11 protein-coding genes are annotated in these 17253 nt (G+C 59.1%); all 11 read left to right on the forward strand.

Features of this window, described 5'->3' with window-relative positions:
* Window positions 1–194: 194 nt before the first annotated feature.
* On the forward strand, window positions 195–3071 hold the full coding sequence (gene uvrA / locus Q0G75_RS07965) for an excinuclease ABC subunit UvrA (RefSeq protein WP_294414608.1): 2877 nt from the start codon (window positions 195–197) through the stop codon (window positions 3069–3071).
* 149 nt (window positions 3072–3220) lie between these two features.
* A complete protein-coding gene (locus tag Q0G75_RS07970; protein ID WP_294414609.1) occupies window positions 3221–4741 on the forward strand; it encodes a GNAT family N-acetyltransferase in 1521 nt (506 codons plus the stop codon).
* A 175-nt stretch (window positions 4742–4916) separates the two neighbouring features.
* Window positions 4917–5450, forward strand: a complete 534-nt coding sequence (locus tag Q0G75_RS07975; protein WP_294414610.1) for a GNAT family N-acetyltransferase — start codon at window positions 4917–4919, stop codon at window positions 5448–5450.
* Between the two features lie 78 nt (window positions 5451–5528).
* On the forward strand, window positions 5529–6635 hold the full coding sequence (locus Q0G75_RS07980; RefSeq protein WP_294417932.1) for a hypothetical protein: 1107 nt from the start codon (window positions 5529–5531) through the stop codon (window positions 6633–6635).
* 878 nt (window positions 6636–7513) lie between these two features.
* The gene (locus tag Q0G75_RS07990) at window positions 7514–10723 is read left to right on the forward strand and encodes a molybdopterin-dependent oxidoreductase (RefSeq protein WP_365910994.1); all 3210 of its coding nucleotides are present in this window, start codon (window positions 7514–7516) and stop codon (window positions 10721–10723) included.
* Window positions 10724–10734: 11 nt separating this feature from the next.
* Window positions 10735–11676: a 4Fe-4S dicluster domain-containing protein gene (locus Q0G75_RS07995; RefSeq protein WP_294414613.1), complete on the forward strand. Its 942-nt coding sequence runs from the start codon at window positions 10735–10737 to the stop codon at window positions 11674–11676.
* Window positions 11676–12440, forward strand: coding sequence for a cytochrome b/b6 domain-containing protein (locus tag Q0G75_RS08000; RefSeq protein WP_294414614.1), 765 nt, complete (start codon window positions 11676–11678; stop codon window positions 12438–12440). Before Q0G75_RS07995 ends, Q0G75_RS08000 begins: the two co-directional genes overlap by 1 nt.
* Window positions 12441–12705: 265 nt before the next feature.
* Window positions 12706–13623 carry a formate dehydrogenase accessory protein FdhE gene (locus Q0G75_RS08005; RefSeq protein WP_294414615.1) on the forward strand — a complete coding sequence of 306 codons (918 nt, stop codon included), beginning with the start codon at window positions 12706–12708 and terminating at the stop codon, window positions 13621–13623.
* Window positions 13624–14164: 541 nt separating this feature from the next.
* Window positions 14165–14416: a twin-arginine translocase TatA/TatE family subunit gene (gene tatA / locus Q0G75_RS08010; protein WP_294414616.1), complete on the forward strand. Its 252-nt coding sequence runs from the start codon at window positions 14165–14167 to the stop codon at window positions 14414–14416.
* Between the two features lie 286 nt (window positions 14417–14702).
* Window positions 14703–16223, forward strand: a complete 1521-nt coding sequence (locus tag Q0G75_RS08015) for a LuxR family transcriptional regulator (protein WP_294414617.1) — start codon at window positions 14703–14705, stop codon at window positions 16221–16223.
* A gap of 5 nt (window positions 16224–16228) precedes the next feature.
* A complete protein-coding gene (murB, locus tag Q0G75_RS08020; RefSeq protein WP_294414619.1) occupies window positions 16229–17152 on the forward strand; it encodes a UDP-N-acetylmuramate dehydrogenase in 924 nt (307 codons plus the stop codon).
* The last annotated feature ends 101 nt before the right edge of the window (window positions 17153–17253 follow it).

Genomic DNA, 17253 nt, shown 5'->3' on the forward strand with positions numbered 1-17253 from the left:
ACATGGCTCAGCTGGTAGAGCATCACCTTGCCAAGGTGAGGGTCGCGGGTTCGAATCCCGTTGTCCGCTCCATGAATGTATAGCGACTGAGATTTCTCAGTCGCTTTTTTGTTGCTTCGAATTTTGCAGTCACAAACACCTGTTCGTATGATAGGATACGCGAGACACTAAGCGATTTTCAAAGGCTGGGTAGTATGGGTCAGGATTCCATTGTCATCAAGGGCGCTCGCGAGCACAATCTGAAAAACGTCGACATCACCATTCCTCGTGATAAGTTGGTTGTGATCACCGGCTTGTCGGGCAGCGGCAAATCGAGCCTGGCGTTCGATACTATGTATGCCGAGGGGCAGCGACGCTACGTTGAGAGCTTGTCCAGCTATGCACGTATGTTTTTGGGTCAGATGAGCAAACCTGATCTTGACAGCATCGATGGGCTCTCGCCGGCGGTGTCGATCGATCAGAAAACCACCTCGCGCAACCCTCGTTCAACGGTAGGCACTACCACTGAGATTTATGATTACCTTCGTTTGCTCTATGCTCGGGTCGGCGTTCCCCATTGCCCGGAATGCGGTCGCGTTATCAAGAAGCAGACTACCGATCAGGTGACCGATGATATCTTGGCTTTGGATTCCGGTGCGAAGGCCATCATCATGGCGCCGGTTGTTGCGGGTCGCAAAGGAGAGTTCACCAAACTGTTCGCGGATTTGACCCATGAGGGCTTCAGCCGTGTACGTATCGATGGCGAGATAGTGAAGCTGGATGGCCAGCCTCGTACGCTCAACAAGAAGATCAAGCACTTCATCGACGTGGTGGTCGATCGGGTGCAGCTCAAAGAGGCCGCAACCGGTCGTATCGCTGAGGCGGTGGAGCTTGCGACGAAGCTTGCGGAAGGTCGCGTGCTTGTGCAGGTGCTTGGTCCTGATGGAAAGCCGCAGGGCGAAGCGGGCGGCGCTTCAAGCGGCGCAAAAGGCGGCCTTGGCGAAGGCGAGCATCTGTTCTCCCTTGCACTGGCATGCCCTGAGCACGGCCATTCCATGGACGAGCTTCAGCCGCGCGATTTCAGCTTCAATGCGCCATACGGAGCCTGTCCCGACTGCTCGGGCATCGGCAGCAGGGAAGAGGTCGACGCCAGCTTGGTGGTCCCCGATCCTTCGTTGACGCTTTCAGAGGGCGCCATCGCTCCTTTCAAGAGCGGCAACTACTACCCTCAGGTTCTCAAAGCCGTTGCGCTGCATATGGGCTGCGATGAGAATACCCCGTGGGAAGACATGCCAAAAAAGGTTCAGAAGGCTTTGCTCGAAGGTTTGGGCGAGGAGAAGGTCAGGGTCGATTACACCACGGTCGATGGGCGCAACACCTACTGGTTCATCGAATGGGAGGGCGCTCTGGCCGCGGTTATGCGTAAATACCAGGAGGCGCAAAGCGATACGCAGCGCGAGAAGCTGCAAAGCTACTTCGCCGTCGTTCCGTGTCCTACGTGCGGTGGCAAACGCTTGAAGCCTGAGATTTTAGCGGTCACTGTGGGCGGCAAGTCCATTCACGAAGTGTGCGAGATGAGCGCTCTCGACTGTTATCGGTTCTTCAGCGACTTGCATTTCGATGGCCAGCAAGGCGCGATTGCGAATCCTATCGCGAAGGAGATCGTTGCACGCTTGAAGTTCCTAGTGGATGTGGGCTTGGATTACCTTACCTTGGAGCGTGCTACTGCAACCCTTTCCGGCGGCGAAGCGCAGCGTATCCGTCTGGCCACGCAAATCGGCGCGGGCCTGATGGGCGTTCTTTACATTCTCGATGAACCATCCATCGGCTTGCATCAGCGCGACAACGAACGCCTTATCGGCACGCTCGAGCATCTTCGCGATCTCGGTAACACCGTCATCGTTGTCGAGCACGACGAGGATACCATTCGCGCCGCCGATTATGTGGTGGACATGGGCCCGGGTGCGGGCGAGCGCGGCGGTATGGTGGTTGCCGCCGGAACGCCTGAGGAAGTGGCGGCAACGGAGGGTTCGCTAACGGCAGATTATCTTTCCGGCCGTCGCGTGATCGCCGTGCCGCAGCAGCGTCGTAAGCCCAAGCGCGGAGCTCTGAAACTTACCGGCGCATCCGAGAACAACTTGAACAATGTGACGCTGTCGGTTCCTTTCGGTACCTTCACCGTCATCACGGGCGTTTCCGGTAGCGGTAAAAGCTCGTTGATCACCGATACGCTGGCTCCTGCCCTGGCGAATCGCGTTAACCACGCCCATAGGCGCACGGGCGCGTATCGCAAGATCACCGGGGTCGAGAATATCGACAAGGTGATCAACATCGACCAAAGCCCTATCGGCAGGACGCCTCGCAGCAATCCGGCCACGTATATCGGTCTCTGGGACGACATCCGAGCATTGTTCGCCAGCACGCAGGAAAGCAAGGCCCACGGATACGGCCCTGGCCGATTCAGCTTCAATGTCAGCGGAGGTCGTTGCGAAGCTTGCAAGGGCGATGGGCAAATTAAGATTGAGATGCACTTCCTCCCGGATATCTATGTGCCATGCGAGGTGTGCGAGGGTAAGCGCTACAATCGCGAAACCCTGCAGGTCACATATCGAGGCAAGAACATCTCCGAGGTGCTCGACATGACGGTCGAGGATGCCTTACTGTTCTTCGAGAACATTCCCGGAATCAAGCGTAAGCTTCAAACGCTTTTCGATGTGGGGCTCGGATATATCCGTTTGGGGCAGCCGGCTACAACGCTTTCCGGCGGCGAGGCTCAGCGCGTGAAGCTGGCAAGCGAGCTGCATCGTCGCCAGACCGGCAAAACGTTCTATATATTGGACGAACCTACCACCGGGTTGCATTTCGAGGATGTGCGGCAGTTGCTCGTGGTTCTTCAGCGCTTGGTGGATGCGGGAAACACGGTGCTCGTCATCGAGCACAACCTGGATGTCATCAAAAGCGCCGACCATATCGTCGATCTGGGGCCGGAAGGCGGCGAGCGCGGCGGTACCGTGGTGGCCGAGGGAACCCCGGAGCACGTAGCTACTGTGAAGGAGAGTTATACGGGCCGATTCCTTGCCCGCATGTTGTAGAATAGCCTTGTAACATTGCGACGCCTGCCGATTTCGGTGGGCGTCTTTGACGCTAAAGAAGCAAAACCCGTCTCCGTGCAAGAGGCGGGTTTCTTATTCAGGAAGGAGCGGTAGGGGTGCATCAAGGAGCGGCTTTGCGGGGCGGGCATATGATGCGTGGTATCGTCTGCGCATTGGCAGGGTCCGTTTGCTGGGGCTTTTCCGGCACGTGCGCCCAGCTGCTTATGGGCGATTACGGCGCGTCGGCCTATTGGATCACGTGCGTGCGCATGCTCATCTCCGCGGTGTTCTTCCTCGGTGTCGTGTTCGTGAAGGATTGGCGCTCTTTGGGGGCTCTGTTCCGCGATTGGCGTTCCATGGTCAGCATCGCGGCGTTCTCCATTTTTGGAATCGCGCTATGCCAGGTGAGCTATTTCAGCGTTATCCATCATACGAGCGCTGGCGTGGGCACCACCATCGAGCAGCTTGGTTTGGTGCTCATCATGTTGTGGACGTGCTTGCGCAAGCGCCGTTTTCCCAACCCCCGCGAGGTGTTGGGGCTCGTGTTCGCCATGGCAGGGCTCGTCATTATCGCCACGCAGGGCGATCTTTCCCGTTTGGCGTTGTCTCAGCAGGGTTGCTTCTGGGGCATGGTGTCGGCTGTAGCGTTGGCTTTGTATACCCTTATGCCCGTGAAGGTGCTTGCCAAATGGGGTTCGATGATGGTCACGGGGTTCGCCATGCTGTTCGGCGGCGTTGTTCTCACACCTGTGGTGCGCCCTTGGGAAGTTCCTGTTCAGCTCACACCCGGGTTCCTGATCATCTTCGCGGCCGTTATCGTGGTGGGCACCTGCGCTGCATATATGCTGTATCTGCAGGGTATCAATGATTGCGGTCCGGTCAAAGCCGGCCTTTTGTGCGCTGCTGAGCCGGTGTCGGCTATGGTGCTTTCGGTGATATGGTTGCGCAGTGCGGTCAGCAGTTGGGATGTCGCCGGCTGCGCATGCATTCTCGTGATGATCGTCCTGGTCACCGAGTTCGAGCCGAAGCGGGAGGGTGCTGAATCCCGGGTCGAGATAGCGGGCGTGGAGGCGTCGCCTCTTCCTCAAGATCCGCCGGTATTCGCGGGTCGGGCCTCGGTGCTCGGGTATTACGGCAGCCGCCCTGCGACCTTGGCCGATATCGACCGCGTGGAGGCCCTGCTTGATGAAGGGCATCGCGCTTTTACGGAAATGGGCATTGATGAGGGCAAGTATAAGAAATACCCGTCCACGCGCCGTTTGACCCGCAGTATCAAAAACGGTTCCACATATGTGGTGGAGAATGCTCAAGGCCAGTTGATCGCGGTGTTCGCCGTCTCCTTCGAGCCGGATAAGAATTACGAGCGCGGCATCAAGGGCGAATGGATCACCGACGCCGGTGCATCTCCGCAGCAGTATGCCGAATTGCATTGGGTTGTCGTCGACAAGCCGGTTCGCAGACGCGGCGTCGGGTCGTTCATCATCGATAACGCTTGCCGTATCGCACGCGAAGGCGGCCGCGTAAGCGTGCGAGCCGATATCTATCCGGAGAACGAGCCGATGCGCTGGTTGCTTGAAACGCGTGGTTTCACGTTTTGCGGGACCATTCAGGTGCGTGATACGTTCGGGCGGGAGAAGGCGCGTTCTGCCTATGAGCTGTGCTTCAGGTAAGTCGGGAGAGGCCGGCGGATCTGTTTGGGTCAGCGTCGTTTTGCCGGCAACCCAGATTTCGTTGCAAATTGTGGGTTGCCAACCACTTGTAGACGTTTACCATTGCTGAGGGTGTTTCGCATCATCGGTGCGAGAAGGGGAAGAGCCGCGTCGACGGCTGAAAGCGAGGATATCCATGACATTGCAGTTTCGCATTGCCGACGTTGGCGACTTCGATGGCATCTGGGCCGTGCTTATGGACGGCAAGGCCGCGCTCGGTCGACTTGGCATCGATCAGTGGCAAGGTGCTTATCCTACGAAGCAAATCGTGCGAGATGATATCGAAGCCGGTCACTCCTATGTACTCGAAGAGGACGGCGAGGTGCTCGCTACCACCGTCATCGGCTTCACCGGCGAACCGGTTTACGATTCTATCGAGGGCGCATGGTTGACGGCATCCGACTCGAGCGATCCTCGATATGCCGTGTTGCATCGCGTTGCGGTTGCGCAAGGCCATGGCGGCAAGGGTCTTGGTCGCAATTTGCTGCAATCCGCCGAGCCTGTTGCCCGTCAACACGGCTGCGAGAGCCTGCGTATCGAAACGCATCCGGGCAACATCCCTATGCTCAAGCTCATAGAACGATGCGGCTTCAGTCGTTGCGGCATCGTGCATATCAGCCATGCGGAAGGCGCTTCCACCGACCGCGTCGCGTTCGAGAAGTTACTCTAACGCAGGCTTTTCTGTAAACTCTGCGCGTGTGCCCGCGGGGTACGGGCGGTTTGCAGGGCATTCACTATACTTGAACCTATGTCTAACGGAACTCGTGAAAAACAAGCGCTCGGCGTATTCCTTATCCTGATCGTGCTCAGTACGTTCGGGATTGCCTGGTATATGGTTGCAGGGCATTCATGGAACGTCGCCGCATCTTCCATCGATGAGAAGGTGGGCCAGATGGAAGGGTATACCTCCATCGTATATGCAGGCACGCTTCCCGTGCGGGCGGATGCGAAGACGCTCGATTCTCAAAACGGTTCCGATGCGCAGGTCGAAGACGCAACGGGTTCTGCAGATACCGCTGAAAAGGCCGACGAAGGTGTTTCGGGCTCCCAGATCGCCTCCGATTCGTCCAGCTCTTCTGATGCGGCAGCTTCGGCTTCGTCGTCTTCTGGCGGCAGCGCTGCTTCATCGTCCGAGGACGAGAGCATATCCGTGAACGGTGGTTCCTCGAGTGCCGGCTCGAGTGCCAGCTCCAGCACCAACTCCAACAAATCCAGCTCCTCGAAGGCTGCTTCGGGGTCTTCCAAGAAGGCCGATGACCTTGCTGGTCAAACGCATAACAACGAGGCATCCGGCTTGACGTCCGATGTCGGCAGCGTTGCGGCGCCTGTCCCCGATACCTCCGAACAGGACGATAGCGAATCCGATCGAACTTCGGACGACGCTACGGTTCTGAAGGCTGCTACCGTCCGTGGCGGTATGGATGTCGCCAAGAGCCAGCCGGTCGCGCCTGAGCAGGTTCAGGCCAATTATGAGGAGAAGGGCGCCACGGTGTTGGTGCTCGATACGGCCGACCCGTCTCTATACAGCGATGGCGTTATTCTCAAGCGCGGCTCGAAGCGCATCGGCGTGTTCTCCGTCGACGTGCCGCTTTCCGAAAAGGCTGCCGAAGCGCGAGTCAAATACTTCCGCGATTGCAAGGTCGATCTTGTCGTATGCATCTCGTCGGTTCGCACCTATGTGCGCAACCTCCAGGGCGCCGACATCGTGATCACACTGCAGGATGAGGAAGTGTCCACGATGGGCGGTAACTCCAACGGGTCCTTTTTCGTGAACGCGCCTCACGTGGATAGCGTCGGGGCCATTCTGGTGTCTCCGAGCAACGTCGTGTCCGGAAAGGTCATCGAAAGCCTGTAGCCGGCAGGTTGCTTACTTCTTTTGCCCTTTCTTTCGTTGGGCGTCGTTCGTATTCTTCTGGGTTCTGTTGCTTGCCGAGCATTGCTTACATTGCCTCGCTATCATTTGCGGTTGATTCGCCTTGTTGCCACCTGACTGACCTCGATGCGTGCAAGGGGTCTGTCGTGTCGCTTCGTGGCATTGTCTCTAACGTCCCGGACAGTTTTTCGGTTTTAGCCTCAGGGACCCATCGTGTCTCACAGCCGCGCTGCGTCTGGGTTTTGCGGGGAAGCTTTCTAGCATTGCTTTGGTGACTTAACGGGCCGCGGATGGTGCTGCGCCAACTGCGATTGCGGAACCGTTTTCGTGAGTTTAGCCCCTGCCTCGCATATGCCATCAAGCGCATTCTTGACTTAAAATATGCAATTTCAGAACGCCACGATGCAGGAATTTCGTCCAATGATGAGGTGCTTTCGTGTCGGTATCTCTTCGAACCGCTTGGAAGCTGATATGAATCGGTTTTCAAATAAGTAAACATATAACGATAAGTGTCTAATTATCAGTATTTAACCCAATTTCTGTAATAGGAATATCTGAGCAATTCCAAGCATTTATATAGGTAAAAATAGACAAACCAGCAGAATAGTCCAACAATATTCGACCCGTTTGAGGTTATTTGTTCCAAATGAGTGTATTTGTGCACCATTTGGCGGAATGGTGTCAGTTTCGTATCAAATTATGCATTAGCATGAATGGGTATCCGTATGCGCACGATGCGGATGCGCGATGCGTCGCCCCGGCGCCTTCTCCCCGCAGCCTCCAATCGGCAAGAGGGCACGGTGGGCGGTTTCGCATCGGTTTTAGACGAGTGCAAGACGAGTAGGAAAGGAGTGAGGGGCATGAACCTGTCACGCAGGGGCTTTTTCAAAGCAACCGGCGCTGCGCTGGCAACCACGATGGCGTTCGAGCTTTCCTCGCAGACCCAGGCGTTCGCGTCTGAGTCCAAGCAAGACTGGAAGCTGGTGAACACCGAAGAGTACACCAACATCTGCTGCTATTGCGCAGGTGGTTGCGGTTCTCTGCTGTCGGTGCGCGACGGCGAGCTGGTCAACCTGGAAGGCGACCCGGACCATCCCATCAACGAAGGCGGCCTGTGCCCGAAGGGCGCTACCATGTTCCAGCTGCGCAACGTGGTGGACCCTGAAACGCGCGAAGTTATCAAGAATCCGAAGCGTTCCACGCGCCCGCTGGTGCGCCGTCCCGGCGCAAGCGACTGGGAGGACATCTCCTGGGATGACGCCATCGCCGAGATCGCCCGCAAGGTCAAGGACACGCGCGATGCCTCGTTCATCGAGAAGAACGACAACGGCCTGACGGTGAACTACACCCCGGCCATCGCAAGCCTGGGCGGTTCCCAGGAAAACTCCGAGGAGGAATACCTGATCCTCAAGATGATGCGCTCCCTGGGCGTCATCGCCATCGACAATCAGGCTCGTGTTTGACACGGCCCCACTGTTGCCGGTCTGGCAGCTTCATTCGGTCGTGGCTCCATGACGAGCCATTGGTGCGACTTCCAAAACACCGACGTCATCTTGAACTGCGGTTCCAACTCCGTTGAGAACCATCCCGTAAGCGCGCTGTGGCTTGAGAAGGCTCACGAACAGGGCGCTAAGTGGATTGTCGTCGATCCGCGCTACACCCGTACGGCCGAGCAGGCCGATATCTGGTGCCCCATCCGTTCCGGCACCGACATCGCGTTCTACGGCGGCATGTACAACTACATCATCGAGCACCTCATCGAGCCGAACCTGGCCAAGTACCAGGAAACCGGCGACATGAGCGAGTACAACTTCGAGTACCTGCTCAACTACACCAACGCTTCCTATATCCTTGATCCCGACTACAAGTTCGATCCCGAAACGGGTCTGTTCAGCGGTTGGAACGAGAAGACCAAGACGTACAACGCCCATAGCTGGCACTATGAGACCGAGTCCACCGAGGACTGGGATACCAGCGAGAACGGCGCGTACGCCTGGGTCAACAAGTCCGGCACTCCTGAGTTCACCACGCCGACGCTCACCAACCCCAAGAAGGACATGACGCTGCAAGACCCCATGTGCGTCTATCAGCAGTTCAAGAAGCACTATTCCCGTTACACGCTTGACACCGTTTGCGGTATCTGCGGTATGGACAAGGATGTTCTCGAACTCGTCTACAAAACTTATACCTCTACCGCCAAGCCCGGTAAGGCCGGCACCGTGCTGTACGCGCTCGGCCAGACCCAGCACACCTATGGCGCCCAGAACACGCGCGCCATGTCCGTGATGCAGCTGCTGCTTGGCAACATCGGCATCCCCGGCGGCGGCGTGAACGCGCTGCGCGGCGAGCCCAACGTCCAGGGTGCAACGGACATGGGCATGATGGTCAACGAGCATCCCGCTTACCTGAAGTGGGCGAACACCACCGATCGCGCAAGCCTGCGCAAGTGGCTGGAGTCTCAGACCTACTCCGACGGCTACTACACCAACAAGCCGAAGTTCATCGTCTCCTCCCTGAAGGAGTGGTTCGGCGAGAACGCCACCGTGGACAACGACTATGGTTACGATTGGTGGCCGAAGGTCCCGTCCGAGACGGGTGCCGTCGATTACACGCATATCTCCACGTTCGAGCTCATGCAGCAGGGCGTCATCAAGGGCTACTTCAACTGGGGCATGAACCCCTGCCATTCGGCCCCGAACGCCGGCAACGTGCGCCGTTCCATGGCCAACCTCGACTGGCTGGTCGTCGCCGACCAGGTCATCACCGAGTCCGCCAGCTTCTGGAACGCCCCGGATATGAACCCGTCCGAGATCGACACCACGGTCTACTACCTGCCGTGCGCGCTGATTTACGAGAAGCCGGGCATCATCTTGAACTCCGGCCGCTGGATCCAGTACCGCTACCAGGCCGTTGAGCCGTGGGATCAGGCCAAGCCCGACTACGAGATGTGCGACCTTCTGTGGACCGCTATCTGCGACCTGTACAAGAAAGAGGGCGGCGCCAACCCCGACCCGATCCTCAAGACCAAGTGGGACTACTACGTGGACGGCAAGATCGACCCGCGCCCCGTGGCGTGGGCGCTCAACGGTTACCGCGTGGCCGGCACCGAGTGCAACACCGATTCCGCCAACCCGAAGACCGACCTGCTCAAGGGCTACGCCGAGCTGGGCGCCGACGGTTCCACCGCTTGCGCGATGTGGATCTACTCCGGTATGTGGAACAACAACGATGCTCCGCTCGACCCGGCAGAGCAGCCGCTGTGCCGCCGCAACACCGAGGACAAGTCCGGCATCGGCTTGAACTCCGAGTGGGCGTTCAGCTGGCCGAGCAATCGCCGCATCCTGTACAACCGCAACAGCTGCGACATGCAGGGCAAGCCTTGGAACGAGGATAAGAAGCTCATGGAGTGGAACGGCGAGAAGTGGATCCTGGTTGACCAGGCCGACTTCGTCGCGGTCAAGGGCGACAAGCCGGTTCCGCCGAACAACAAGACCTTCTTCATGCTGTGGGAGCAGAACGCCCGACTGGAGAGCTATGGCATGGTCGACGGCCCGCTGCCCGAGCACTTCGAGCCCTTCGAGTCCCCGTGCGACGACAACCCGCTCAACGGCGCGTTCCACAACCCGTGCGCATTCGGCACGCAGTACGCATCCACGAAGCAGGGTACCAAGGAGCAGTACCCGATCGTGGCAACCACGTATTCCGTCACCGAGCATTGGCAGACCGGCGGCCAGACGCGTCTGTGCCCGGCGCTCGTGGAGTCCATGCCGTCTCAGTTCGTCGAGATGAGCGAGGAGTTCGCTGCCGAGAAGGGCATTAAGAACGGCGATGACGTGCGCGTGTTCAATAACCGTGGCTCCGTCGTCGTGCCTGCGCTGGTCACCAAGCGCCTGCAGCCGATGAACGTCAACGGCAAGGTGCAGCACCAGGTCGGTTTGACCCATCACTTCGGCTGGGCGGACCTGTACGGCACGGGCGACGTGGTCAACGACCTGACGCCCAACGTCGGCGACCCGAACTCGTTCACGCCCGAATACAAGGCGTTCCTCGTTGATATCGAGAAGGCATAAGGGGGATTGACATGACTGAAAAGGCTGTATATTTCGATTCCTCCAAGTGCACCGCCTGCAAGGGCTGCCAGGTTGCCTGCAAGACGTGGAACAACCTGCCGAGCCCTCTGGGCACGAACGAGGCAAAATGGTCCGGCACGCATCAGAACCCGGCCGACCTCAACGGCGACACGCGTCTGATCATCACCTTCAACGAGCTTGAGGGCGATAGCAAGATCAAGCCGGTGAAGTGGGCGTTCGGTCGTCGTGCTTGCCAGCATTGCACCGATGCCCCGTGCGCTTCGGTGTGCCCTGGCGGCGCGCTCGTGCGCAACGAGGAGACCGGCTTCGTGGAGGTCTACCAGGACAAGTGCGTCGGCTGCCAGTACTGCCACAGCGCTTGCCCGTTCGATGTTCCGCGCTACGAGTCCAACGGGCTTCTCGACAAGACCGTCATCGACAAGTGCACGGGTTGCGCCGATCGCGTGGCCCACGGTATGGCGCCGGCGTGCGTTTCCGCATGCCAGCCCAACGCCCTGCAGTTCGGCGATCGCGACGAGATGATCGCCAAGGGCAAGGAGAAGGTCGCCTGGCTGCATGAGAACGGCTATCCCGATGCCTGCCTGTACGGCGAACGCGAGATGGGCGGCTTGCACGTCATCCAGGTGCTCAAGTACGGCATTGATGCTCATGACCAGGTGCAGGATCCGAAGGCTCCCGTCACGGCTCAGCTCACCCAGATCATGAAGCCGGTCACCGGTGCCATCTCCGGTCTGACCGTCGCCGGTCTGGCAGCCATGTTCGGCCTGGCCATCGGCTACAAGCGCGACAAGCTGGCGTACAACCCCGAGACCGAGGATACGGTGTCGGTTATCACCGGCGACGTGGTGCAGCATGGCGACCCGCAGGACGATAAGACGGTGATGGAGCACATCACCGAGAACCTTCCGATCGGTAAGAAGGGGGACAAATAATGAGCCACTCCGTTAACGTTTCCCCGGAAGCCCGCGCCAAGGACGCGGCGTTCCTCCAGGAGCGCGCGGCATCCGGCAAGGAGAAGTACATCGTCCGTCATTCGAAGCAGGCGCGCCTGACGCATGGCGTCACGGTCATCGCGTGCATTCTGCTTGCCGTCTCGGGCTTGTTCGTGTTCGTTCCGCAGCTCGCTCAGGCGGTAGGCGCCGATACGGTGTTCGCCATCCGCATGTCGCATCGCGTGCTTGGCTTCATCTTCGTGCTGGTGCCCCTTATCAGCGCGATCATGGCTCCGAAGGGCGTTGCCCACATCTTTAAGAACCTGTTCGCGAAGTGGAACAGCGACGACAAGAAGTGGATGCTGCTGTTCTTCCCGTACCTGTTTATGGCGAAGTGGATCCACATGCCCGACCAGGACGAGGTGAAGTCCGGCCAGCGTTTCGCCGACGGCATGCTGTGGGTGGCTGGCGCGCTCATGGGTATCACGGGCCTGATCTTGGTGGCCGGTTCGACCATCGTCGACCTGGGCACGGGCTATGGCGTGGTGCTGTTCCTGCATGACCTGGGCTTTTTGCTCATTGCCGTGTTCGGCTTGGCCCATATCTTCCTGGGCGGCGGCATCTTCCAGCCTTATCGCGGTACCTACAAGCTGATGTTCGGCAACGGTTTGGTTTCCGAGGCCGATGCTCTGTACCACTGGGGCCACTGGGCTCGTAAGGAGATCACCTCCGGCAAGAACGTGGTCGAGAAGGATGCCAAGTAGCTCCTGAACGTCTCTGAAGCTGATGGGCGGCGTGCGATGCGCCGCCCATCTAGCCGGTAGCCCGGTGCTTCGCAGACGCTTCCCTTGTGGAGGTGAGCGTCGGGCTACCGTTTATCTTGGATGTGCCGTGCTGGTGCGCAGCTGGATGGCATGGCGTGCATGCAGCTGTTTGCCAACAGGCTTCGATCGCGCCGACGGGTTTGCGTTGGCTTTACACGCCCCGTTCGGCTCGATCGTTTCAATGAGATGAAAGCGGTAATCAACTATGGATCTGAACCAAATCGATATGGCCATGAAGGCCTATGCGTCGAAGCTGTCCGAATCCGAGCAGGAACGCTTGCGCTTCTTCCGCACCTTGTGGGGCGTTCAGGCCGAGGTGCAGAAGGAACATGGCGCCAAGGTCGAGCATGCGGTTCCTGATGCGGACACGCTCAAGCAGTCCTCGAAAGACGAGCAGCCGGTGCTGCGCGCGTACGCTGCCGACATTCCGGCTGACGTGCTGGCAGATGCTGCGCAGCGATTAGCTGGTGCCATGGCGGTGTTCGAGCAGTTCGACCACGCAACGCGCGATGCGCTTGCAGGTGTGCGCTGGGACCGTTTGGTGGCGGCATCGGATATGAAGCTTGCCGGAAGCGACCCTTCCGCATACGTGGAAGCGTTTGCGGGCCTTTTGCAGGATGATGGGCTTGGCGAGGATGCGGCGCGCATGGGTGCTTCCGTGATTTCGTTGGCGCTCCGTGCGCTGCTGGAGCCCATTGCCCAGGAGGTGCAGGCAGCGCGCGTTGATGGGAACGCCGATCAGCCGTATCCGGTTCATTGCCCGGTGTGCGGGTGCGAGGCATCTGTGGCGCATGTCGGCCAAGCCGGCACGAAAACCAAGGGTCGCGGCCGTGCGTTGTGGTGCGCGCAGTGTGGTTGCGTCTGGGATATCGAGCGTGTGCGTTGCGCTCGCTGCGGCACGCAGAACCAGGGTCACCTGCATTTCTTCAACGTCGAGGGCGACGACGATCATCGCATCGCGACGTGCGACGAGTGCGGCGGCTACGTGCGTACCGTCTACGAAGAGGATGGTCCCTTGGCGCAGCTGTATCCGTTCAGCTACGAGGTGGAGGATGTGGTCATGGCCAAGCTCGACCTGATCGCATACCGTCAGCTTGTGGCGCAGGAGGCGCAGCAGGACTAGCTGCCAAGCTGCATATCTTCCGCTATCCGTTTGAAGGCAGGGGTTTCGCCCCTGCCTATTTTGCGCTATGAGGCCAGGATGTTCGTTGCGCTTTCCGTTTCCGGTTTCAGTTTCGACTTCTGTCTTTATAAAGCCTATTCGGGCCAATCATCAAGGCCGAAGCATCTATGCGGTCAAGGGGACTCGGCTCTTGCTTGCTGGTTGGGAAAGGCTTTTTGCGTTTTGAAGCTTCTTGTGCACGGCGCTGCATTGCAGGGACCCTTTGGTGGGTGTAAGGTGCGGCGAATTATGGATATGCTGATAAAATCTGATCTTCACAAGCTTTTGACCTGGTGCAACGCGATTCATACTCAATTTACATGACAGCACTTTTGGTGCCTTTGAGTACGAAATCACAGGTTTGCATGATAGACGCGATTCCTCTTTGGCGGCATTATCGCAATCGTTGAAACGAGCTGACGGGCGAAAGCGCCTGTCAAGGTACAAGCGACACGGGCACCGCCGGTTTCGCTTTGCGACATCCTAAAAGGAGGAGTCATCAATGAAGTTTTTGGGCATGGGCGTTCCCGAGTTGCTTATCATCCTGGTCGTCGTTCTGCTTATCTTCGGCCCGAAGAACCTTCCCAAGCTCGGTAGCGCCATCGGCAAGTCCGTTAAAAGCCTGCGTGAGGGCATGACCTCCGATGAGGGCAAGCCCGAGATCGACCTCGACGAGGAAGAGGAAGTCGAGGAGGAGTCGAAGAAGAAGGCCGTGAAGGCTGCCAAGAAGGCTCCCGCCGCAAGCGAGGAATAGGATTTCCCTGGAGGCGTCAAGCCTCCGTTACCGGAAATACAGCAAACAGCGAAACGCCCACGCAAGGTTATGCGCGGGCGTTTCGCTCTATCCCGTTCTGCGGTTTTGACGAGAACGGGATTTGCGTGGTGATGGCGGCATTTGGGTTTGTTCCTGGTGGGTAGAGACGATGGCGATATCCGCTCTGGAGGTGCCAATGCCTAAGCGGTCGGTTTCGCCCGGGTAATCTTGTGGTCCCTTGTGAGCAGCCGAGGTCTGAACGATGCTTGCTGGTACACTTGGGTGTATGCAGAATTCTTCAACCCATCATACCGGCGCACCTGAGACGCGCTTCGACCCCACTCTTGTGCGTACGCTGCTCGGGTACGCGTGCCATCAGGCGTTCATGTTCGCGCTCTTCTACATGGGATGGAACAGCGCGCTCACTGTTGGCGGCTACACTTTTGAACGCATTGATTTGCTGATCACCTTGCTTGCCGCGGCCGTCACCCTCATCGTGCTGCGCGCCGTTGCCCTGCGCGTGCGCGATGTGCTGCTGAACCGCTCGCTCATGTGGTGCTATGCAGTGTTGCTGGCCATCGGCTCCTCTGTTTCCCTTCCCGCCGAATACGGCCTTGCCTCCATGGTTATGGAAGGCGTTTTGGTAGGGGGTCCTTTCGCCTGCATGCTCGCGGCTTGGGGTAGGGCGCTCGGCGCCCGATCGCATGGGGAAAGCTCTCGCGGCGTGTTGCTTGCAACCGCCGTTGCCGCCGTCTTCACGTTCCTGCTCGCCGTTGTCTGTTCGCAGGCACCGCTCGCTGCTGCGGTGGCGAACCTGCTTCCCTTCGGCAGCGCATGGGCGCTTGTCGGCATCGAGCCGTTGCTTTCGAGCGAGCGCGTCGAGGAGAACGCAGACTCGCAAAAAAAACCTGCTCTCACTATCGCGACGCTTCTCGCCTCAAAACAGCAACGGGCTGAGACGCATCGCATTTCGCGCAAGGTCGTAGGCGGCTCCGTTGTGTTCGGCTTGGCGGGTGGCCTTATGGAAACCTACGCGTCTGATCCGGGAAGCGTTGCCACGCCTACCTTTGCGGCTACGTTGCTGTTGTTGGCGCTGTACTGCGCCGGCTCGTTGCAGGTTGTGGGTGTGACTACTCGTCGCGGCGGGTCCGATGGCGAAGTGAGCAGGCTTTTGGTGGGGGTCTATCGCCTGGCGTTGCTGCTCATGATGGCCGGATACCTGTTCATGCCCATCCTGGAGCCCTACGGCGTCCCAGGCGATTCCATCGTGCTTGCGGGCTACCTGGGCCTTTCCGCCGTGCTCGTTTCGCTGTTCGTTTTGATGGCGAAGCTGACCGGCATGGATGCGGCGCTTTCCTTCTCCAGGGGTTTTGCCGCGCTCTACCTTGGCGAAGCGGGGGGCTTGGCGTTCGGCAACGTTTTGCAGATCGCCTCTCCTTCGGGTGACATCCCCTTCGCCGTTGCCTCTTGCGCGGGTTTTGTCACGTTGTTCGCGTACCTGTTCCTTTTCACCGAGGGGGACTTCTTGGCGCTGTCCCGCATCGCCAAGCAGGCCGATCGGTTCGAGGATGCGTGCCGTGTTATGGCGTCCAAGTTCAAGCTTTCCAAGCGCGAATCCGAAATCTTGCCGTTGGCGCTTCGAGGCCGTACGGGCGAGCGTATGGCGTCGGAGCTGTTCATCGCAAAAAGCACCGTTGATACGCATTTGCGCCGCATTTACGGGAAATGCGGCGTACATAGCCGACAAGAGTTGATCGACCTGGGCGAACGCGAATCCCAGGCATTGTTATCCGGTAAGGAGTCGTGATCCATATGGTGAACGAGATTTTGTTGGAAACGCTGCGGGAAATCGTTGGGGCTCAGGCGGTGCGCAGGGATGTGCCCATGAGCGGGCTGACCACGTTTCAGATCGGCGGCCCTGCTGCCGTGGTGGTCGAGCCGGCCAGCGTTCAGGAGGCAGCTGATGTTCTTGCCGCGTGCCATGGCGCTGGCCAGGCTGTGCGCTTGCTGGGGCTGGGCAGCGACCTGCTTGTGGCCGATGCGGGCTTGCCTGAAGTAGTCGTGCGCTTCGCCGAGCGCTTTTCGGACATCGTTGTGGAAGGCTCCCGCATGACGGTGCAGGCCGGTGCGTCGAACGCCCAGGTGGCCGAGGCCGCATGCACTGCCGGGTTGGCCGGCTATGAGTTCGCGAGCGGAATCCCAGGTACCATCGGCGGCGCCGCCATCATGAATGCGGGCGCCTATGGCGGCGAGTTCCGAGACGTGTGCTGCTCGCTGGTGTGCGCCACGCCGCAGGGGCGCATCGTCGAGCTGCATGCTTGGCAGGCATGCTGGGGATATCGTCATTCCATGATGGGCGATGCTGGCTGGGCGGTGCTCTCGGCAACCTTGCAGCTGCGTCTCGATTCGCCTGTCGCTATCCGCGAACGCATGGACGACCTGGCCCAGCGCCGCGCCGATAAGCAGCCCTTGGAAATGCCGAGCGCTGGCAGCACCTTCAAGCGTCCCGCCGGGTACTTCGCCGGCAAGCTCATCCAGGATGCCGGTTTGCGCGGTTTCCGCGTGGGCGGTGCGCAGGTCTCTGAGAAGCACACGGGTTTTGTGGTGAACGCCGGCGGCGCTACGGCGCGCGATGTCCGCGACCTGATCGCCGAGGTGCAACGCCGCGTATACGAGATGGAAGGCGTACGCATGCATCCAGAGGTGCGCATGTGGGGCTTCGAGGGTGAAGAATAGGACCGCGCTCGTTTCGAGGGCGGGCAAAAGGCGTGCGTTCGTAAGGCTGATCGACGCCTTTGCGCTCGCAAGCTAGAGCGTCGCCAGGGCGTTCCGAGGTG

The organism is uncultured Senegalimassilia sp. (assembly GCF_934636665.1).
Taxonomy (GTDB): domain Bacteria; phylum Actinomycetota; class Coriobacteriia; order Coriobacteriales; family Eggerthellaceae; genus Senegalimassilia.